Below are 21929 nucleotides of genomic sequence, written 5' to 3'. Positions count from 1 at the left end.
CCTATTTGGTATCTTCGGTTAATTGCTAATACTCAGTATTTTAAACCCGCATTCTAGTACTTAGAATCGCGGGTTTTTTTATACCTGATTTTTATTTTTAAGAAATGTAACTAGGCATTGTTGATGTGTTTCGAGGAGTGTTATCATCGAAGTACGCTAACTATTTGATTAATGAAAAACACAGGGAGAAGTCTAGATGGGACAAGCAGTAAGAATCGCGGTAATGGGTTGTAATGGTCGAATGGGTCGTACAATTTTAGAAGCTATTCAAGACAGTGATGGCGCAGCTGTTGTTGGTGCCGCTATCGAACGCCCTGAGTGTAATTTCCTCGGTGCTGACGTTGGCGAACTCGCTGGTTTAGGTTCTCTGGGTGTTAAAGTTGTCAGCAGTCTTGAAGAAGTGGTTAATGATTTTGATGTGATCGTTGATTTCACTGCGATTGAAGCAACCCTAAAACACATTGAATTTGCTGTCGCGAACGATAAGAAAATCGTTATCGGTACAACTGGGTTTAGTGATGAACAAAAACAGCTTATCCACGCAGCTGGTGAGTCGACAGGCGTTGTATTTGCACCCAACATGAGTGTTGGTGTTAATGTGATGTTTAAGTTGTTAGAAATGGCAGCTAAGGTGATGGGTGAGTACACTGATATCGAGATCATCGAAGGACATCACCGTCATAAAGTCGATTCGCCTTCAGGTACTGCTTTAGGTATGGGCGAAGTGATTGCCGATACGTTAGGGCGCGACTTGAAAAAAGTAGCAGTCTATGGCCGTGAAGGCTTTACCGGTGAACGTGAGCGTGAAACCATTGGTTTTTCTACTATTCGTGCTGGTGATTTAGTCGGTGAACATACCGCTATGTTTGCTGACATTGGCGAACGTATTGAAATTACGCATAAAGCATCAAGTCGTATGACATTTGCTAAAGGTGCGATACGCGCATCGGCTTGGGTATTTGCCGAAGAAAAAGGCTTATACACCATGCAAGATGTACTTGGCCTTTAATTTAAAGTTTAAACAAAAAATAAAACAGTTGCGTAACATTTATTTTCTCTGTATTATGCGCGGAATTTGCCAAAATTTAGTAATTCAGAGGTTGGTTTTTTAATCTCGAATTACTATGCTGTGTGTCAGCCTGGGGTAAATAGTTGATTTATTTTATTATTTTTCTATCTATTTTTTGGAGGTTGTCTTGAGTAATATCGCCTTGTTGGTGTTGGAAGACGGAACAGTATTCCGTGGTGTGTCTATCGGTGCAGAAGGTCATTCGGTAGGTGAAGTTGTTTTTAATACTTCAATGACTGGTTATCAAGAAATTTTAACCGATCCTTCCTATTCTCGCCAAATCGTTACTCTTACTTACCCACACATCGGAAACACCGGTACCAATGATGAAGATGCTGAATCTCCAGATGTTCATGCTTGTGGTCTAATCATCCGAGATCTTCCTTTAGTTACTTCTAATTTCCGTAATCAACAAACACTTTCTGATTATTTAAAAGAACGTAATGTTGTTGGTATCGCTGATATCGATACGCGTAAACTAACACGTATTTTACGTGAAAAAGGTGCGCAAGCGGGTTGTATCATCGCAGGTGAAAACCTTGACGAAACACACGCATTAGAACTTGCGAAAGCATTCCCTGGCCTTAAAGGCATGGATTTAGCGAAAGAAGTAACAGTAAAAGAATCATACGAATGGAAACAAGGTAGCTGGACGTTAACAGGTGGTTTACCTGCAGACGCAACAGACTCACGTTTCCACGTTGTTGCTTATGATTATGGTGTTAAGCGTAATATCTTACGTATGTTAGTTGACCGTGGTTGCCGTCTAACGGTAGTACCAGCGCAAACGACTGCAAAAGAAGTACTTGCGTTAAACCCAGATGGCATTTTCTTATCAAATGGCCCTGGTGATCCACAGCCGTGTGATTATGCAATCGCTGCCATCAAAGAAATTCTAGAAACAGACATTCCTGTATTTGGTATTTGTTTAGGTCACCAATTACTTGCATTAGCAAGTGGTGCTAAAACATTAAAAATGAAGTTCGGTCATCACGGTGCTAACCACCCTGTAAAAGACCTGGAACGTGGCGTAGTGATGATTACGGCGCAGAACCATGGTTTCGCAGTTGACCAAACAACATTACCGGACAATCTAGTAATGACGCATAAATCATTATTTGATGACTCTTTACAAGGTCTTCATCGTACAGATAAGCCAGCATTTAGTTTCCAGGGGCACCCTGAAGCAAGTCCTGGTCCGCACGATGCCGCTCCACTTTTCAATCACTTTATTGAGTTGATGGAAAAGAGTATGGAAAAAAGCAAAGCCTAAGCCTGATACCTAGTAGAGAATTGAACTATGCCAAAACGTAATGATATAAAAAGTATTCTAATCTTGGGCGCAGGTCCAATCGTAATCGGTCAAGCGTGTGAGTTTGACTATTCCGGTGCCCAAGCTTGTAAAGCGCTTCGTGAAGAAGGCTACCGAGTTATTCTAGTTAACTCAAACCCAGCTACTATTATGACTGACCCTGAAATGGCGGACGCGACTTATATCGAGCCGATCCATTGGGAAGTTGTACGTAACATCATCGAAAAAGAACGTCCAGACGCGGTATTACCGACGATGGGTGGTCAAACGGCATTAAACTGTGCACTTGAGCTAGAAAGCAACGGTGTATTAGCAGAATTTGGCGTTGAACTGATTGGTGCTACTGCTGACGCAATCGATAAAGCAGAAGACCGTAGCCGTTTTGATAAAGCAATGAAAGCAATTGGTCTTGAAACACCACGTGCCGGTATTGCACATACAATTGAAGAAGCTAAAGGTGTACTTGCTGAAGTTGGCTTCCCATGTATTATTCGTCCATCATTCACTATGGGTGGTACGGGTGGCGGTATCGCTTACAACATGGAAGAGTTCATTGACATTTGTACGTTAGGCCTAGACCTTTCTCCAACAACAGAATTATTGATTGATGAATCATTAATCGGTTGGAAAGAGTACGAAACTGAAGTTGTACGTGATAAAAACGACAACTGCATCATCGTATGTACAATTGAAAACTTTGACCCAATGGGCATCCATACAGGTGACTCAATCACGGTTGCACCTGCACAAACACTAACGGATAAAGAATACCAAATCATGCGTAATGCATCGATGGCTGTTCTACGTGAAATTGGTGTTGAAACTGGTGGTTCAAACGTACAGTTTGGTATTAATCCTGAAGATGGCCGTATGGTTATCATCGAAATGAACCCACGTGTATCGCGTTCATCAGCACTTGCATCAAAAGCAACGGGTTTCCCAATTGCTAAAATTGCTGCAAAACTAGCTGTAGGTTACACACTAGACGAATTATCAAATGACATTACTGGCGGCGCAACGCCAGCATCGTTCGAACCAACACTGGATTACGTTGTAACTAAGCTTCCACGCTTTAACTTCGAAAAATTTGCTGGTGCTAACGACCGTCTTACTACACAGATGAAATCTGTTGGTGAAGTAATGGCAATTGGCCGTAACTTCCAAGAGTCTCTACAAAAAGCATTACGTGGCTTAGAAATTGGCAAGAATGGTTTAGACCCTGAAGTTAATCTAAGCGATGAAAGTGCAACAGCTACAATCCGTCATGAACTAATGGAAGCGGGCGCTGAGCGCATCTTCTATATTGCTGACGCTTTCCGTAGCGGTATGACGTGCGATGAGATTTATGCAATTACACGTGTTGATCACTGGTTCTTAGTTCAAATTGAAGACCTTGTTAACGCTGAAGCAAACGTAAGTAAAATCGGCCTATCTGGTTTAAATGAAACGGTATTACGCCAACTTAAGCGTAAAGGTTTCTCTGATTTACGTCTGTCTAAAGTAGCTGGTGTAAGTGAAAACGAAGTACGTAAATTACGTCATCGTTTAGATATCTTACCGGTTTACAAGCGCGTTGATACGTGTGCGGCTGAGTTCTCAAGCGACACTGCTTACATGTATTCTACATACGATGAAGAGTGTGAAGCAGCACCAACTGATAATGATAAAATCATGATCATTGGTGGCGGTCCTAACCGTATTGGTCAAGGTATCGAATTCGATTACTGTTGTGTACACGCTGCATTAGCAATGCGTGAAGACGGCTACGAAACAATCATGGTTAACTGTAACCCTGAAACTGTTTCAACGGATTACGACACATCAGATCGTCTATACTTCGAACCGATTACATTGGAAGATGTATTGGAAATCGTGCGTGTAGAAAAGCCGAAAGGCGTGATCGTGCAGTACGGTGGTCAAACACCACTTAAACTAGCACGTGAACTAGAAGCGGCTGGCGTACCTATTATCGGTACTTCACCGGATGCGATTGACCGTTCAGAAGATCGCGAACGTTTCCAACAAGCTGTTGACCGTTTAGGTTTATTACAGCCTGAAAATGCAACGGTAACAACGACTGAGCAAGCGGTTATCTCTGCTGAATCTATCGGTTATCCGTTAGTTGTTCGTCCATCATATGTACTTGGTGGCCGTGCAATGGAAATTGTATATGACGAAACTGATTTACGTCGTTACTTTAAAGAAGCGGTAAGTGTTTCTAACGAATCACCAGTACTACTTGACCGTTTCCTTGATAATGCAATCGAGCTTGACGTTGATGCTATCTGTGATGGTAAAGATGTTGTTATCGGCGGCATCATGGAGCACATCGAACAAGCAGGTGTTCACTCAGGTGACTCAGGTTGTTCATTACCTCCTTATTCATTAAGCCCTGAAATTCTAGACGTTATGCGCGGCCAAGTACGTGCACTAGCATTAGAATTAGGTGTTATTGGTCTAATGAATACGCAGTTCGCTGTTAAAGATAACGAAGTTTACTTAATTGAAGTTAACCCGCGTGCTGCACGTACTGTTCCTTTTGTTTCAAAAGCAACAGGTGTTCAACTTGCGAAAGTTGCTGCACGTGTAATGGCTGGCCAAACATTAGCTGAACTTGGTTTCACTGAAGAAGTTATTCCACCATACTACTCTGTTAAAGAAGTAGTATTACCATTCGCTAAGTTCCCTGGTTCAGATCCGTTACTAGGCCCTGAAATGCGTTCTACTGGTGAAGTAATGGGTGTGGGTGATACATTCGCTGAAGCTTATGCTAAAGCTCAGCTTGGTGCTTCTGCTGAAGTTGCTAAGACTGGTCGTGCGCTTATTTCTGTTCGTAACGGTGATAAAGCTCGCGCAGCTGAATTAGCTAAGCAATTAATTGCACTTGGTTTTGACATTGATGCGACTCACGGTACTGCTGTTGCACTAGGTGAAGCAGGTATTAATCTTCGTCTAGTAAACAAGGTACATGAAGGCCGTCCTCATATTCTTGACCGTATCAAAAATGGCGAGTACAGCTACATCATTAATACGACTGAAGGTCGTATTGCGATTGAAGATTCTCGTCAACTACGTGCAGCGGCTTTACGTTATAAAGTTAACTACACAACAACAATGAATGCTGCATTTGCAACGTGCCAAGCGCACTCTGCTGATGACCGTGGTACAGTTCGCTCAGTACAAGAGTTACATACTCGTATTAAGTAAGCTGTAAGTATTTATAGTTAATAAAAAACCTCGTTGTTTTTGTTATATTAATAACAGAAGCAACGAGGTTTTTTTATATCTGTAATTTAGCGTAATTGCAATCCTGATGACTTCAATTACAGCTTATAAAGCGATTGTAATTACAGTTCAAATTCCAATTCAATAAAAGTACAACCCTTCACGCAGCTCACGCCGGTTTTTGATTCATCATTTTTATTTTTTGGCGGCAATAATTTTAATGGCTGTTGGCAAACAGGGCATAACACGGTTTTACCAAGGCATACTTTTTTGATGGTATTACGCTGTTCGTGAAATGATTTTGAACTGCTTTTATTGATATCTGAAAAATCTAGTTTTGACATAATAACTCTTTAATTGTGCGTGTTTTTTCTTTGATTACACTTGTGGTTTACTTGTTTATGTCACTTAATTTCATCAAATTACATAAGTGTTCACTGTGGGCGTAGTCAATAATTATTGAACATTTTACCTGTTTATTGATATAAAAGTAGCAGTGATTACATTTTATTCTAAGGTTATCGCTACTGTTTGATAATCGGATTATCACTGTCATGACGATGCAAGATAGACGAAAAGTAGAGGGCGTTACGTTAATGGCCTTATTGGTGGGGTTGGCTATCGTGTCGATACTGGCCGCGATTAGCTTACCTTCATTCAGTTATTATATAAATAAATATAAAATATTGGACCTTACTCGGCAACTTGTTGAAGCGCTTTATGTGACTAAACAGCTGGCGATAGCGAGGGATCAAGTACATTATTTTAATGTGAACCAGCAGGGTAATGATCTTATCGCGGTTAAATCTTGCTGGGTTATTAGCGCGGTTTCACATTGCAATTGTGTCATTTCAACAGTCTCATGCCAGTCTCATTATGGCTTTACGCTCAAGAATGTAAATGCAATATCGATGACGGTTAATCGCCCTAGCTTATCTTTTTCACCTTTATTCGGAATGACCAATGGGGCCACCTATCTGCTTAGTTTAGAGGATTTTGTGATTGCAGTGGTCGTGAGTTCTCAGGGACGTATTCGTGTCTGTATGGTGGACGGTGAGAGTGCTAGTTATGCAGCGTGTTAATTCAGCCCTATCTCCTCAATGTGGTGTTCGGGGATATGGACTCGTTGAGTTGATGATATCAATGTCGCTGGCGGCTATTGTTTTTACGGGCGCTTGGCGCATATTCGCGAACCAGCAGCTTTATAACGCACGTGCTGAACAGTATTATTTAATTCAGCATGAAGCTAAAAGTCTATTAACCGTTATACAGCGGGAGTTAAATAGAGCTGGGTTCAATACCAACCCAGACGTTTTAAATCCATTTGTCTATTTAAATCCAATAGATAACAACACTAAAATATTTAGCTTAAACAGCAACCAAAATTGTATTACTTACCGCTATGATCGTAATGAAGATGGTATTTTTAGCCATGAAGATTTTGGCTTCCGATTACATAATGGAGGCCTGCAATTACGTAAAGGCAGTAACGTGAGTTGTGATGGTGGCTTAGGTTGGGAAATGATTTCTCAGGCGGAAAATATAGAGATCACGGCGTTACGGTTTAGTATTATCTCGAAAATAGTGTCATCACAAATAGTGAAGGAGTATGTCACTATTACGCTGAATATTCGTCATCGTCAATTAGCCGATATTGAATTAGCTTTTTCACGAAACAGCAGCGCGAGGGCTTTATTGTAATGGCTAATAAACAATTCTCAATGTCGACGGATCGTGGTTTTTATTTAGTGTCTACGACACTTATTTTAGTTTTTATTATGCTTAATTTTAGTCTGTCATTAGCGCATATCCAAGCGCAGCGGATCCAAAGAAATGATCTTGATCTCAATTATTTGAAAACGAAAATAACAGCAGAGAATGAATTAGATCTGTTTTATATTGTGCTTTATGAATCACCTGCGCAACTGGACTTTGCACCTCCCTGTACTAACTTGATGTTAGACCCGAATCAATTATTTATTGAAAATGACAAGATGCGTGAATACTTGCTGTCTGGCGATTTTTACTTGTGCGTGGAAAAAGATGGTTATTTCAACGTGACGATGACTCTAGGTTATAACGGCATTGAGCAACTTATTCTTCAGCGCCGCTTAGTGACGATAGCCAATCCTTGGGTTTTGCACCCTATAACATTGTTTGGATTATGAATGGGCTCTCGTCAATACCTTTCACAAGGTGGTGGAGGTTTAATAGAGGTCATTATCTGTGCATTTATACTAAGCCTGTCATTATTTAATATAACCGCGCTCAAGCTTACGCAGGCTCATGTTGAGCTACAGCAATCGCAATATACAGCGGCATGGTCGTTGCTGAATTATAAGTTGCAGGAATTACGTTATTTAACTGATTCGGCAGATGAGTTTGCGCTGTTATCTTCAAATCAAGGTGGCTTGATGGCGGCTGGTGATACGCACTACGATCAACATCGCTTTGATGTCAGCTGGCAGGTTAGTTTGATAAGCACGTTGCCGTTTGTATTAAAGCAGGTGGTAATTAAGGTCCGCTGGAGTGATAGAGCTAATATTGCACATGAAATTATGAGCAGTACGACTTTTAATGAAGGTATTATCACTAGGTAACTCTGATGGGGTAGGGTTGTTAACTGCCTTTTCTTGTTAGTTCAATATTTATTGTGGTTTTGTGATGAATCACTAATATTTAATGTTATATCTATCATTTAATTTGGTATTATCCCGTCTTTATTGGTGTTTATGGATATAGGAAGTGATATGGGTAGTAAAGTAGCAGGGCTTTTGCAACTGAGTTTGGTTAAGCAGATCATTATTAGTATTATTGCGGGTATCGCGTTAGCGTATGCAGCCCCTAGTATTGCTATCGAAGCGAGTTTATTTGGTGGGTTATTTGTTAGTGCACTGAAAGCGATCGCACCTTTATTAGTGTTTGTATTAGTTATCTCTGCAATTGCAAATCAAGCGTCTAATACGAATGCTAATATACGTCCGATTGTGACCTTGTATTTATTAGGTACTTTTGCAGCAGCGGTTGTCGCAGTTAGTTTAAGTTTCTTATTTCCTGTACAGCTTACCTTAGTAACAGAAGCCGCAACCAATTCTGCGCCGAGTAATATTACTGAAGTATTGCGCAACTTGATCTACCAGGTTGTTGATAACCCAATTAATGCCATTGTGACCAGTAACTTTATTGGTGTTTTAACATGGGGTATTGGTTTTGGTGCTGCACTAAAGCATTCATCTCCTACAACAAAACAAGTGATCAAAGACATTGCTGATGGCGTATCGAAGATCGTACACGTGGTGATTCGTTTTGCACCGCTTGGTATCTTTGGTTTAGTGGCATCAACATTTGCGACTGTTGGTTTCTCGGCAATGGTAAGTTATACGCATCTGTTAGCTGTATTGTTAACGTCAATGGCTGTTGTTGCATTAGTGATTAACCCAATTATTTTGTTCGTTATGTCACGTCAAAATCCATATCCACTTATTTTTCAGTGCTTACGTGAAAGTGGTATCACAGCCTTCTTCACGCGTTCATCTGCAGCAAATATTCCAGTAAATATGGAATTGTGTAAAAAGCTTAATTTACATAAAGACACTTACTCGGTATCAATCCCATTAGGCGCGACGGTTAATATGGGTGGTGCTGCAATTACAATTACAGTGCTAACATTAGCGGCAGTGAATACCTTGGGTATTGCAGTTGATTTACCTACGGCATTATTACTGAGCTTAATTGCGGCTATTTCTGCATGTGGTGCGTCAGGTGTTGCTGGCGGTTCATTGTTGTTAATCCCATTAGCGTGTAGCTTATTTGGTATTGATAATGATATTGCGATGCAAGTTGTAGCGACTGGTTTCATTATTGGCGTATTACAAGATTCAGCTGAAACTGCGTTAAATAGCTCTACAGACGTGGTATTTACTGCTGCTGTAAGCCATGCGTACGAAAGAAAAACGGACGTATAAAAATAATCAACTCGTCTGACTTGTTTTAGGCGGAGAGTGATATAAATTAACCTCCTACAGAAGTTAATTGAAAAGCAGCCTGCTAGCGATAACAGGCTGCTTTTTTTATTGGTTAATTTTAACGCAGTATTTTGGGGTATTTTTAAATGCGTAACAATGAGTAACAAAATGCGAAATTAACCTGACACTTGTTACTCGGATGTTATACTCATTTACAATTTAGAAAACCGAAATAGCAACGGATTAAAAAATTAATCATCGGTTAAATATGAAAGTATAGATGTTCATATATAGATAACGGCTTAAGGGAGAGGCAAATGTTTGACTTTAGAAGTGATACTGTCACACAACCAACAGCTGCAATGCGTAACGCGATGGCGACCGCCGTTGTTGGTGATGATGTTTACGGTGATGATCCAACGGTAAATAAATTGGAATCGATGGCCGCTGAACGTTACGGATTCGATGCCGCTATTTTCTGTTCTTCAGGTACACAAGCTAATTTGTTAGCTATTATGGCGCATTGCCAACGTGGTGATGAATATATTTGTGGTCAAAATGCGCATAACTATCGTTGGGAAGGCGGCGGTGCCGCAGTACTTGGCAGCGTACAACCACAACCTATTGCGAATGAAGCCGACGGCAGTATTTGTCTACAAGCTATCCGTGACAACATTAAGCCTGATGACGATCACCATGCCAAAACTAAATTACTGTCATTAGAAAATACCATTGGCGGAAAAGTGTTATCACTTGAGTATTTAGCACAAGCGCAAGCATTGGCGTTTGAGCATGGCTTACGTATTCACCTTGACGGTGCGCGGGTGTTTAATGCCGCAGTTAAATTGAATGTGGATGCCAGTGAAATCACCCAATATTTTGATTCTGCATCGATTTGTTTATCGAAAGGACTTGCTGCACCAGTAGGGTCATTATTACTGGGTAGTGAAGCATTAATTCGCAGTGCTAGACGCTGGCGTAAAATGCTTGGTGGCGGTATGCGTCAAGCGGGTATTTTAGCTGCTGCAGGTATTTTAGCGCTTGATGAGCAGGTTGAAAAACTGAGTGTTGATCATGACAATGCCCAGTATTTAGCGCAGCAATTGTTGACGTTACCTGAATTCACTTTCGACTTAGACAGTGTGCAAACCAATATGATCTTTACCCAATACACAGGTAAAGATGGTAAAGCACTTGCAGCATACTTACGGACTAAAGGCATCATTATTAGTGCAAGTAACGCGATCCGCTTTGTGGTACACCAAGATATTACAGTCGACGCAATCGACTTATTAATTGCAGAGATTAAGCATTTTCATACGATGTAAAATAAAGCCTTATTTTGTGTAAAATAAGGCAGATAAATTATAATTATAATAAATAAGGTAATGTCGGAGTTAGCATGACAGATAAAACAACAGCAGTAGAAAATAACCAGAAAACGTCAGCAGATAAATCTCGCATCCCAACGGGCAGCTTGATTTTACGTACGTTAGCAATGCCTGCTGATACCAATGCCAATGGCGATATTTTTGGTGGCTGGATCATGTCACAAATGGATATTGCAGGTGGTATTTTAGCGAAAGAGATCGCCCAGGGTAGGGTTGCTACTATTTCGGTCGATGGCATGACGTTCCACCAACCGGTCACAGTGGGTGATGTGGTTTGCTGTTATGGTTCATGCTCACGCATTGGTAATTCATCAATGACGATTAAGCTAGAAATCTGGGTTAAACCTGTGATTAATGCGCCGAAGTTTAATTTCCGTTATATCGTTACTGAAGCAACATTCACTTATGTTGCAATTGATGATAATGGTAAATCACGTCGTATTGAACGTACGTGTGAAGTCTAAGTAGTTTTGTTGGTGGCTTAATCGACATTGATGTTAAGTCGCCATTTCCTTTATTTAATTACTCTCTATTGTAATATTGTCGTTATATTATTTTCCCCCTTCTTAATGACCGCTTTCTCTGATAAGTAACTAACTTTTGGTAGTTAAATTTTCTTTTTAAGTATTTTAAATTTGAAACAAACTTTTAAAAATAGTGGTTAAATAATATTAACTGGTCTGACCTTGCTTGGTTTTATCTGTTTTTATTACTAACCTAAGAATGTTGCTGTTTTTTTTAATAATTTGTGATGAAGACCTTTCCAAAATTGAATTCCCGACTAACCTTATTTCTACTGAATTATATTTTGATCAAAATTTGTTTCTAGTTAGTTTTATTGTTGTTGCTAGGTATGTTTAATTTGTAAGCGTGGTTTCGAATGGAGAGACTCGCTTAGGAGATAGAAAAATGGAATTATCTAACGAGTCCAACGCACTAGACGTATACATGTATCAAGTAAACCGAAGCAGTAAGTTATTAACTAAAGAAGAAGAGTATGAAACAGCGATCGCATCCCATGAAGGTGATGAGAAAGCACGAAAGCGTATGATCCAATCTAACTTACGTTTAGTGATTAATATCGCCAAACGCTACCAACACACTTCTTTGCCGCTCGTTGATATAATCCAGGAAGGGAATACCGGATTAATTCATGCCGTTGAGAAATTCGATGCGACGAAAGGTTTTCGTTTTTCTACCTATGCAGTTTGGTGGATCAAAAATAATATCGAACGCTTTATTATGAATCAGTCACGTACTATTCGCGTGCCGATTCATATTGGCAAAGTATATAAACGCATTTTAAAAACAGCACGTGAGCAAGAATTAGACTTACAGTGTACTCATGATGTGATGGCATTGGCAGAATTTTTGGAAATGCAGTACGAACAAGTTACTGAAGTGTTATCCTATTATTTCAATGAAGCGAGTTTAGATAAAACAATTGTTACAGATCGAGACTCGAGTACTGCGTTAGTTGACATGTTAGAAGATTATTCTATCTGTAAACCGAACGATGAGCTCGAAGATGCCGATACTTTATGTTATTTAAGTGAAGTATTAGGGCACTTATCGGAACGAGATAGAAAAATCATTGAATTGAGATTCGGACTCGGTGAAGAAGATCCACTCACACTGCATGTGATTGGTGAACGTTTATCTATGTCGAGAGAGCGGATCCGCCAAATTATTAATCTAAGTTTACAGAAAATTCAGCCTGAGTTATTGCAAAATACAGTACAAAAACAAGATTATCTGAATTAAATAAGCAGCCTCAAAACGCCTGATTTTCTGTATATGTAAAAAGGAATATATTTTCAGCTATTATCGTTATCTTTAGTTTTTTTCTTTAGATTATGATAGCTTAGCCGAGTATATTCCTTCGTCATTTTAGCCCGTCCAGTAGTTACGTCTGGTAGCATACTGCACTCTTTCATATATATGAGATATCAATGAGCACAACAAATCGTCCTCTGTATTTACCCTACGCTGGCTCTGCATTATTAGAAACTCCTTTATTAAATAAAGGCAGTGGTTTTAGTGCTATTGAGCGCCAAAGTTTTAACCTTACGGGATTAATCCCGCCGATGGTTGAATCTATCCAAGAACAATCTGAACGTGCCTACAAGCAATTCAGTGGCTTTGAAAGTGCGATGGATAAACACGTTTACTTACGTAACATCCAAGATACCAATGAAACTTTGTTTTACCGTTTAGTGGATAATCATCTTGAAGAGATGATGCCAATTATTTATACCCCTACGGTTGGTGCTGCTTGTCAGCAGTTCTCAGATATTTACCGTCGTGCTCGCGGTCTATTTATCTCTTACCCTGAACGTGAAAACATCGATGACATTCTACATAATGTAAATAAGCAGAATGTAAGAGTGATCGTAGTAACAGATGGTGAACGTATTCTTGGTCTTGGTGATCAAGGTATCGGTGGTATGGGTATCCCGATTGGTAAACTGTCACTTTATACGTCGTGTGGCGGTATTAGCCCTGCGAACTGTTTACCTATCGTATTAGATGTGGGTACCAATAACGAGAAACTGCTACAAGATCCTATGTACATGGGCTGGCGTAAGCCGCGTATTGACCAAGACAAATATAATGAATTTTTAGATTTGTTTATTGACGCTGTAAAACGTCGCTGGCCAAATGTATTGTTGCAGTTTGAAGATTTCGCTCAACAAAATGCAATGCCATTATTACAACGCTATAAAGATAAAATTTGTTGTTTCAATGATGATATTCAAGGTACAGCCGCTGTTACATTAGGTAGCTTAATGGCTGCTTGTCGCGCTGCAAAAACTAAGTTAAGTGAACAAAAAGTTACGTTCTTAGGTGCTGGTTCTGCGGGTTGTGGTATCGCCGAGCAAATTGTTGCACAAATGAAATCTGAAGGTTTATCGGATAGCCAAGCACGTGCGCGTGTATTCATGGTTGACCGTTTTGGTGTACTAACAGACAAAATGCCAAACTTATTAGACTTCCAACAGAAACTAGTACAGCACCAAGGCCTACGTGATGAGTGGAATATTGACAGTGATGTGATTTCATTACTGGATGTGATGGTACATGCAAAACCATCTATTCTAATTGGTGTATCAGGGCAGCCTGGTTTATTCACAGAACAAGTGATTAAAGCGATGGCGGCAAATACTGAGCGTCCGATTGTATTTCCGCTGAGTAACCCTACTTCACGTGTAGAAGCAACGCCACAAGATATTATTCGTTGGACAGAAGGCCGCGCACTTGTTGCGACTGGTAGCCCGTTCCCACCTGTAAGTTATGGTGATGATTTGATCACTATCGCACAGTGTAATAATAGTTATATCTTCCCTGGTATTGGTTTAGGTGTACTTGCGGCAGAAGCTACGCGTATTACTAACGCAATGTTGATGGCAGCAAGTCGTGCATTAGCAGATTGCTCACCGTTAGGTCGTGATGGGCAGGGGCCATTGTTACCGCCATTAACAGACATTCATTCAGTGAGTAAAGAGATTGCTTTTTGGGTAGCAAAAACAGCACAACTACAAGGTGTAGCGCTGCAAACATCTGATGAAGTGATCCGCAAAAATATTGAAAAGAATTTCTGGTCACCAGAATATCGTGAATATAAGCGTGTTGCTAACTAGTGAATCACCCTGAATAAATGACAGATTCAGGCTTTCTATCCTGGAACTCAAAAAAACCAGCTACTTTAGCTGGTTTTTTTTATCAGATTTACTGGTTATATGTTGCAATAAGTGGTGCTGAGTAACAAATTTGCAAAAAATACTTGCCTATTTGGCATATACTTCTGGTTTGAACAGCTATGTTTAGTAGAATGCGTGGCGTTTCCATATCAAATCGATATTAACCTTAGGAGTTGGCCGGATGACCACATCATTTTATTCGCAAATTCAATCTCAGCTAGTACAAACTAAAGCTGATGGTCTTTACAAAAACGAACGCGTGATCACTTCTGCCCAAAATGCCAACATTCAAGTGGCTGGCAATGAAGTTGTTAACTTTTGTGCGAATAACTACTTAGGTTTAGCGAACCACGCTGATCTAATTGCAGCGGCACAGGCTGGTTTAGATAGCCACGGTTTTGGTATGGCGTCAGTACGCTTTATCTGTGGTACTCAAGACAAACATAAAGAATTAGAAAGCAAGATCAGTACTTTCCTAGGTATGGAAGATACTATTTTGTATACATCATGTTTTGATGCAAACACAGGTTTGTTCGAAACATTGTTAGGCGCTGAAGATGCAATCATCTCAGACGAACTTAACCATGCATCTATTATTGATGGTGTACGTTTATGTAAAGCAAAACGTTTCCGTTATAAAAATAACAACATGGCATCGCTTGAAGAGCAATTAATTGCTGCAGACGCTGCTGGTGTTCGTCACAAGCTAATCGCAACTGACGGTGTATTCTCAATGGACGGCGTGATAGCCAACCTTGAAGGTGTTTGTGATCTTGCAGATAAATACAACGCATTAGTGATGGTTGATGATTCTCACGCTGTAGGTTTTGTTGGTGAAGGCGGTCGCGGTACACCTGAACATTGTGGCGTTATGGACCGTGTTGACATCATCACGGGTACATTAGGTAAAGCACTTGGTGGCGCGTCAGGCGGTTACACTTCAGCTAAAAAAGAAGTTGTTGATTGGTTACGTCAGCGTTCACGTCCGTACTTATTCTCTAACTCTGTAGCGCCTGCAATCGTTGCAGCGTCTATTCGTGTAATCGAAATGATGGAAGAAGGTCATGACCTACGTGCAAAAGTAAAAGCAAATGCAGAACATTTCCGCAATGAAATGAGCGCAGCTGGCTTTACACTGGCTGGTGCCGATCACGCGATCGTACCTGTAATGATTGGTGATGCAGCACTTGCAGCTGAAATGTCTGAGCGTTTATTAGCTGAAGGCATCTATGTCATTGGCTTCTCTTTCCCTGTAGTACCACACGGTAAAGCACGTATTCGTACACAAATGTCAGCAGCACACAGCGTAGAACAAATTGATATTGCGATTGCTGCATTTACCCGTATTGGTAAAGACTTAGGCATTATCTAAAGAAACAATTTATTAAGCATCAAGATCTTGGTGCTTAATACAATCAAGACAAGTGGAATAATAAATGAAAGCACTAGCAAAATTAAAGCCTGAACCAGGTATTTGGATGACAGATGTTGAAGAGCCAACGCTTGGACATAATGATCTGTTAATCAAAATTCGTAAAACTGCAATTTGTGGTACAGACATCCATATCTACAACTGGGATGAATGGTCACAAAAGACAATTCCAGTACCTATGGTTGTTGGTCATGAATATGTGGGCGAAGTTGTTGGCATCGGTCAAGAAGTGCGTGGCTTCAACATCGGCGACCGTGTATCTGGCGAAGGTCACATTACGTGTGGTCACTGTCGTAACTGTCGTGCAGGCCGTACACACTTATGTCGTAACACGACTGGTGTTGGTGTTAACCGTGAAGGTGCATTCGCTGAGTTATTAGTGATCCCTGCATTTAACGCATTCAAATTACCTGATGATGTTTCTGATGACATGGCTGCTATCTTTGACCCGTTTGGTAACGCTGTACACACAGCATTATCATTTGACGTTGTTGGTGAAGATGTATTAATCACTGGTGCTGGTCCAATCGGTATCATGGCTGCTGCAGTATGTAAGCATGTTGGCGCACGTAATGTTGTGATCACAGACGTAAATGAATACCGCTTAGATCTAGCTCGCGAAATGGGTGTTACTCGCGCTGTAAACGTTGCAACTGAATCACTTCAAGATGTAATGGACGAGCTTAAAATGACTGAAGGCTTCGATGTGGGTCTTGAAATGTCAGGCGTTCCATCTGCATTTAGCGATATGTTAGACAAGATGAACCATGGCGGTAAAGTGGCTATGCTAGGTATTCCACCAAGCACTATGAGCATCGAATGGGGCAATGTTATCTTTAAAGGTTTAGTTATTAAAGGTATCTATGGTCGTGAAATGTTTGAAACCTGGTATAAAATGGCTGCATTAATCCAGTCAGGTTTAGACCTAACACCAATCATTACGCATCACTTCCCAATTGATCAATTCCAAGAAGGTTTTGATATTATGCGCTCAGGTATGTCTGGTAAAGTTATTCTAGACTGGACATAAAATAACGCTAATCAACTAGATTAACGATGAAAGGGTAAGTCTGAGATAATCAGGCTTACCCTTTTTTATTGTCTTTAATATGTTTATTTTTATAAAACAGGATTATATTTTGGGTAAATGTCCTAATGACAATGTTATAATATAACACTGTGCTTTATTTAGAGTGAATAGTAATTACCAATGATGATCGTCAATGAAAATTATGTCGTAGATTTCGATAATGCAATAATCTTGAGTTTGAGTACTGGATTACGCACAAGTTTAGGCAGTAATGAGGTGTCATTATTACGCTATATGATCCAGCATCAAGGCCAATTACTACTGCGTCAGGATTTGATGGAGGAAGTGTGGTTAAGTAAGGGCATTATTGTTGAAGACAGTAGCTTATTACATGCAATCTCTAACTGTCGAAAAGCACTCGAAGATAAAGACACGAAAATTATTCAAACCCAACGTGGTAAAGGCTATGCTTTTTTAGGCAAGGTCAGTCCTTATGCCCCGAAGCAGACCGAAGAAGTCGACAGCAGCGCAAAGATTAAGCCGGAAAATAAACCGTCCAATGTAAACCCTTCGACTCAGCATCGTTTTTTTAATGTATACGGACGCTATATCGCGGTGTATCTGATGATATCAGGGGCATCCTTTATGTTATGGCACACTTTCTCTTCACCGTGGGCATCAGCTGAGCATTACTATATTGAACAGTTCGCTAAATGCGCCTTTATTGATCCTGAGACAGAAACGGAAATGATATTTCAGGATGTTACGATTTACCATGCCAATGGATTATCGTTATTAATTGATACTGACGATGCATCGATCAGTTATCAGGATGAGCTGGAGGTGGACTGTGAATAAAGTAGCATTGCTAACCGTGGCATTAAGCGGATTAGTCACGGGTTATATTGGCAATCAATGGTCAACGCCCGAGATGAATGAACGGTTTAATTCAAACACCCGTATGTACATTAATACGAGCTTTGATAAATCACATACCATTGATATCAATGCGGGATTAGAGCTAAAAGAAAATGGTCTGTTTGAATATTATCTTGTAATACCAAAGAATATAGGCTTTTCATCAGTAGGGAATTACACTCTGGAGGACGGGTTACTATCATTAAATATTGCTCAAAGCGAACCGTTACTCGCAGATCAAGAGAGTAAAGCTCCATTAGCATTATATGAGAAATTAGTCAGTCGTGCAGAGATGCATACAACCGAGAATATGTTAGCGTTTAGACCCCTGCATAACGACCGTGCGTTGGTGGTATTTGCAGAACGTGGGGCATTTTATTTTAAACCGCGGGACTAGGTGTCAACGAAATGCATACTAACTAGCTAATTGAATGCGTAATATTAAACTAGTTAGTATGTGCTTAAGGCTGGGGTAATAGCTAAATCGTTAGAACGAATGATTGTACTGCAAGCCAAATAACCAAGCGCTGGATTCAACAACGCCATTAATGCTCGATTCTGTTCCTGGTATGGTTGTGAGACTTTCTTCTACCGCGGTATCTTCACCAAGAATATAGCTGACACCTAAATCAATACTTTGTGATTGTGATAACTTGTACGTCGTACCGACTGATAACCAGTGACGGTTAGAATCAGGTATTGATACTGATTCCAAGCTGTCGGTTGGCGCATGGTCATACATATAACCCGCGCGTAACTCCCAGCTTTCTGATGGATAATAGGTAGTACCAACAGAAATATGTCCCGCATCAGTCCATGCATAATCTTTAATGTTACTGTCGAAATCACTCGATGTTAACGAATCAAATTCAGACCATTGCACATATTGGACGCTGTAGTGGAACGCAAGTTTTGGCATGACGCGATGATAACCAGACAATTCAATCATATCGGGTAAGGGAATGTTGATACTATCCGCGCTGCCTTCACCTGTCATATCTACATCACCACTCGCTTCTAAATCAGGGCTGTAGCGATAACTTAAACCGATACGGTTATTATCGTTAAACTCATAAGCTAAGCCAAGATTAAAGCCATAAGCGACGCCATCGGCTTCCACTTCAAGCAGGTTATCGCGGGAGATTTGCCCTTCGCCATAAATAACGTCTAGCCCGGCACCTAAGCTTAATTTATCAGTAAGTTGATAAGCAGCAGAAAGACCAATGTTGATACTAGTAAGTGATGTTTCGCCACCGAATTCACTAGCTACATAATCATCCGGAAATTCGACACTGGTACCAAAGTTAGAGTACATAGCCAGACCCAGTGTTAAATCGGAATCAGCAATAGGGTGAACATAGTAGAAATTGGGGATGAATGCCGCATTAGCAATATCATCAACATTCGCATCAACTGTATCATCAACCATTGGTGTATAAGATGCATCAGTGAGGCTTACATCAGTGATGACACCAATAGCACCGACAGATAATGATGGTTGATCAAACAATGCCATCGCGGCGCTGTTTTTAGCCATGACAGAGGCATTGTCAGCAATAATACCATCACCTGCGTATGCGCGACCTAAACCTGTTGCAGACTGTGCATTTAGTTGGAAACCAGCGGCCTGGACCTGACTACCTATACAGGCAAGCATGATTACTGGGTAAGCTCGGCGTAAGTGTCTCATTGGACTTCCTCGATTTCGATATTTGTGTGATCATCTATTTCTATATCAACACCATCACTAAAGATCATGCTGCGAATGGCTATTTGCTGTGTTTCAGTCGCCGTGCGTACTTTTCCGAGTTCTGATGTGCCAGGTGCGCCGCTTTCATCCATTGGTCCTTCGTAGGCGAAAAGGTACGTACCATGCCCACCTGTGGTTGCTCGTATCACACCTCGAATCGTACCGGTAATGCCACTTCCTCCTGTTGTATCATCTCTAATATCGTCTAATGCTAGTGCAGAGATTAATGGATCTGTCCCTGTTAATACATTAATCGGGCTATTGTTCGGCACAACATAATCAGGCATATATTCACCGATTTCACAAGTCTCCCCACAAGTACCTATGGCTTCAATGAGTAGGGTTGCTTGGAGGTTTGCTACTTGGCGGTGGATGAAATTAGCGGGATCTGCACTATCGACACTAGCTTGAATTCCTTGCTTAAAACCCGGTAAAATAAGTGTGTAGATATCGTCTTCTAGCTGAGTGACAACACCTGTATTGTGAGTCGATTCAGCACTAAAGGCACGTAATGCTAAAATACATTCTTCGTTGCTATTACTAATGTCACATTGTTCAGGAATGACGGTCTCAGCAATACCTCGTTGAATATCGGGTGATTTTTTTACTGATTCTTCTGTTTCTGGTCCGAGCATATCAGAGGTCAAAACTAAGTTAACGAGGCCTTGACCTGGTACCGCGAAGTTGACCGTTTTATAGGTTAAATCTTGAGTTCTAGTGATTGGCTGAATTGTTGTTTGTGACATTTCACTGACCATCACTGAGACAATACCGCCGAGTGAATGTCCTATTAGATGAATGTCATTTTCATCAGCCCAAGGTGCAGCGATTAAAGCGCCACGCAAACTCAGGTTATCGGATACCGCTTGGTTTAAGTTACCTCTAAGGGTTAAAGGGGAGCTAATGTTGATAAAATCGGCTTTGTTAATTTCAGCGCCAATCTGATTACCTTCTCTGTCGTGCATAATGCGCTCGCCATGGTATGGCATATCAATAGCAACAACGATATAACCTTCATCGGTATAGTCTTGGGCCATTAATGACGCGGTACCTTTATTCGCGGTCACACCGTGAATAAATTGCACAACAGGTAATGTTGGTTTTCCCTGGTCTTCCCAACCTTTAGGTGTATAGATATCAACAATAATAGTTAAAGGTGCTGATTCAGGTAGGCTGTTATCTCGTGTCAAATGTCCCTCTGGATCTCCAGCTGGTCTCATCCATTGGTAAAGTTCAGGGCAGGCCACAATCGGGTCGAATTCATCGACTAGACAGTTTTCACTATAATCCTCAGTGAAAGGTAAATAGAAAGGTAGGGTTAATGGTGCTTTATAGGTGTCGTATGCTTTTCTACCACCGACGTTATCGGGGGTTAAGTGCCCAAGAAATGCCGACTTGTTATTTTCAATAATGCTATCTGAAATTGCATGACTACTTTGTGTTGAGAATTGTGCTGCATAAACGATCTCTCCCGAAATAGTTGTTCCTGCAGCAGCTTTTGCTGCTTGTATTTGTGCTTGTACTAATTGTTCTTGTTCCGTTAATGTTGCTGGGACTATATCTGGGTTCTGTAATTCTGTGAACGCGGGATCGGCTTGTAGCTGTGTCCCATCTGATGTCTCGACATGATCATTGACGAGTAAAAAATAAGTACTATTTTCAGTTAAGGTCGCGGTACATTCGATCTGAATATTTTCACTGGTTGAAGAAATATTGGTTTCAACAGGTGTACCATCCTCTTTAATCAAAACAACATTGTCAGCTAATGTATTTGGATTAAGTGGGTATCTTTCGTTGCTATTGAGACTCGAAATTGGAATTTGCATTGGCTCGGTACATAAACCCCAACCATCTAAGGCGGCGTAAACTGTATCTGAGCTACGATAGAAATTCTCTCTGTCTACACCTGTGACATCATCCTCACCGGGCAATGAAATAGTGAAGTCGTCATCATAGCCATAACCATCGTTAGGCATAGGTAAGGCGCTAACTGAAAAGGGGACGTACATGTCAATCGGTGCTTGGCTACTTTCGTCATCTGATTGGCAGGCACTTATTGCCATGCAACCGATAAAAATACCGGTGTAACGCCTTAGTTTTATTAACTTCATTGTCATGATTCCATTTTGTGTTTAG

19 protein-coding genes are annotated in these 21929 nt (G+C 40.7%); 16 read left to right on the top strand and 3 right to left on the bottom strand.

Going from position 1 to position 21929, the window contains the following annotated elements; all coding sequences use genetic code 11:
- Window positions 1–196: 196 nt before the first annotated feature.
- From dapB to carB, 3 genes are all read left to right on the top strand, one after another.
- Complete coding sequence (gene dapB / locus JFU56_RS05565) at window positions 197–1009, top strand: 4-hydroxy-tetrahydrodipicolinate reductase (protein WP_198436271.1); 813 nt, start codon at window positions 197–199, stop codon at window positions 1007–1009.
- A 175-nt stretch (window positions 1010–1184) separates the two neighbouring features.
- Window positions 1185–2342, top strand: a complete 1158-nt coding sequence (gene carA / locus JFU56_RS05560) for a glutamine-hydrolyzing carbamoyl-phosphate synthase small subunit (RefSeq protein WP_198436270.1) — start codon at window positions 1185–1187, stop codon at window positions 2340–2342.
- A 27-nt stretch (window positions 2343–2369) separates the two neighbouring features.
- Window positions 2370–5588, top strand: coding sequence for a carbamoyl-phosphate synthase large subunit (carB, locus tag JFU56_RS05555; protein WP_198436269.1), 3219 nt, complete (start codon window positions 2370–2372; stop codon window positions 5586–5588).
- Window positions 5589–5728: 140 nt separating this feature from the next.
- Here carB and JFU56_RS05550 read toward each other — a convergent pair whose 3' ends face one another.
- Window positions 5729–5950 (bottom strand): hypothetical protein, encoded by a 222-nt coding sequence (locus JFU56_RS05550; protein ID WP_198436268.1) that lies wholly within the window; start codon window positions 5948–5950, stop codon window positions 5729–5731.
- 210 nt (window positions 5951–6160) lie between these two features.
- Between JFU56_RS05550 and JFU56_RS05545 the strand changes: the two genes are divergently transcribed.
- From JFU56_RS05545 to JFU56_RS05485, 13 genes are all read left to right on the top strand, one after another.
- A complete protein-coding gene (locus JFU56_RS05545) occupies window positions 6161–6688 on the top strand; it encodes a prepilin-type cleavage/methylation domain-containing protein (protein WP_242065870.1) in 528 nt (175 codons plus the stop codon).
- The gene (locus JFU56_RS05540) at window positions 6675–7307 is read left to right on the top strand and encodes a prepilin-type N-terminal cleavage/methylation domain-containing protein (protein WP_198436267.1); all 633 of its coding nucleotides are present in this window, start codon (window positions 6675–6677) and stop codon (window positions 7305–7307) included. Before JFU56_RS05545 ends, JFU56_RS05540 begins: the two co-directional genes overlap by 14 nt.
- The gene (locus tag JFU56_RS05535) at window positions 7307–7774 is read left to right on the top strand and encodes a hypothetical protein (RefSeq protein WP_242065869.1); all 468 of its coding nucleotides are present in this window, start codon (window positions 7307–7309) and stop codon (window positions 7772–7774) included. Before JFU56_RS05540 ends, JFU56_RS05535 begins: the two co-directional genes overlap by 1 nt.
- The gene (locus JFU56_RS05530; RefSeq protein WP_198436266.1) at window positions 7775–8206 is read left to right on the top strand and encodes a hypothetical protein; all 432 of its coding nucleotides are present in this window, start codon (window positions 7775–7777) and stop codon (window positions 8204–8206) included.
- Window positions 8207–8356: 150 nt separating this feature from the next.
- Window positions 8357–9571 carry a serine/threonine transporter SstT gene (sstT, locus tag JFU56_RS05525; RefSeq protein WP_198436265.1) on the top strand — a complete coding sequence of 405 codons (1215 nt, stop codon included), beginning with the start codon at window positions 8357–8359 and terminating at the stop codon, window positions 9569–9571.
- Between the two features lie 317 nt (window positions 9572–9888).
- Window positions 9889–10899 carry a low-specificity L-threonine aldolase gene (gene ltaE, locus JFU56_RS05520; protein ID WP_198436264.1) on the top strand — a complete coding sequence of 337 codons (1011 nt, stop codon included), beginning with the start codon at window positions 9889–9891 and terminating at the stop codon, window positions 10897–10899.
- 74 nt (window positions 10900–10973) lie between these two features.
- Window positions 10974–11426 carry an acyl-CoA thioester hydrolase YciA gene (yciA, locus tag JFU56_RS05515; protein WP_019441476.1) on the top strand — a complete coding sequence of 151 codons (453 nt, stop codon included), beginning with the start codon at window positions 10974–10976 and terminating at the stop codon, window positions 11424–11426.
- A gap of 445 nt (window positions 11427–11871) precedes the next feature.
- The gene (locus JFU56_RS05510; protein WP_198436263.1) at window positions 11872–12726 is read left to right on the top strand and encodes an RNA polymerase sigma factor RpoD/SigA; all 855 of its coding nucleotides are present in this window, start codon (window positions 11872–11874) and stop codon (window positions 12724–12726) included.
- A 188-nt stretch (window positions 12727–12914) separates the two neighbouring features.
- A complete protein-coding gene (locus JFU56_RS05505) occupies window positions 12915–14603 on the top strand; it encodes an NAD-dependent malic enzyme (RefSeq protein ID WP_198436262.1) in 1689 nt (562 codons plus the stop codon).
- A gap of 241 nt (window positions 14604–14844) precedes the next feature.
- The gene (locus tag JFU56_RS05500; protein ID WP_198436261.1) at window positions 14845–16035 is read left to right on the top strand and encodes a glycine C-acetyltransferase; all 1191 of its coding nucleotides are present in this window, start codon (window positions 14845–14847) and stop codon (window positions 16033–16035) included.
- A 64-nt stretch (window positions 16036–16099) separates the two neighbouring features.
- Window positions 16100–17125 (top strand): L-threonine 3-dehydrogenase, encoded by a 1026-nt coding sequence (gene tdh / locus JFU56_RS05495; protein WP_198436260.1) that lies wholly within the window; start codon window positions 16100–16102, stop codon window positions 17123–17125.
- A gap of 180 nt (window positions 17126–17305) precedes the next feature.
- Entirely contained in the window at window positions 17306–17983 is a 678-nt protein-coding gene (locus JFU56_RS05490) for a winged helix-turn-helix domain-containing protein (RefSeq protein ID WP_198436259.1), read from the top strand.
- The gene (locus JFU56_RS05485; protein ID WP_198436258.1) at window positions 17976–18440 is read left to right on the top strand and encodes a hypothetical protein; all 465 of its coding nucleotides are present in this window, start codon (window positions 17976–17978) and stop codon (window positions 18438–18440) included. Before JFU56_RS05490 ends, JFU56_RS05485 begins: the two co-directional genes overlap by 8 nt.
- A gap of 90 nt (window positions 18441–18530) precedes the next feature.
- Here the strand turns inward: JFU56_RS05485 and JFU56_RS05480 are convergent, their stop codons facing one another.
- Together JFU56_RS05480 and JFU56_RS05475 are read right to left on the bottom strand one after the other, a co-directional pair.
- Entirely contained in the window at window positions 18531–19733 is a 1203-nt protein-coding gene (locus JFU56_RS05480) for an outer membrane protein transport protein (RefSeq protein WP_198436257.1), read from the bottom strand.
- Entirely contained in the window at window positions 19730–21904 is a 2175-nt protein-coding gene (locus tag JFU56_RS05475; protein ID WP_198436256.1) for a hypothetical protein, read from the bottom strand. Before JFU56_RS05475 ends, JFU56_RS05480 begins: the two co-directional genes overlap by 4 nt.
- Window positions 21905–21929 lie beyond the last annotated feature (25 nt).

Origin of the sequence: Moritella sp. F3 (assembly GCF_015082335.1) — a bacterium.
Taxonomy (GTDB): Bacteria; Pseudomonadota; Gammaproteobacteria; order Enterobacterales; family Moritellaceae; genus Moritella.
Note: the sequence above shows the minus strand (reverse complement) of the source record. Positions and strands in the feature narration are given on the sequence as shown.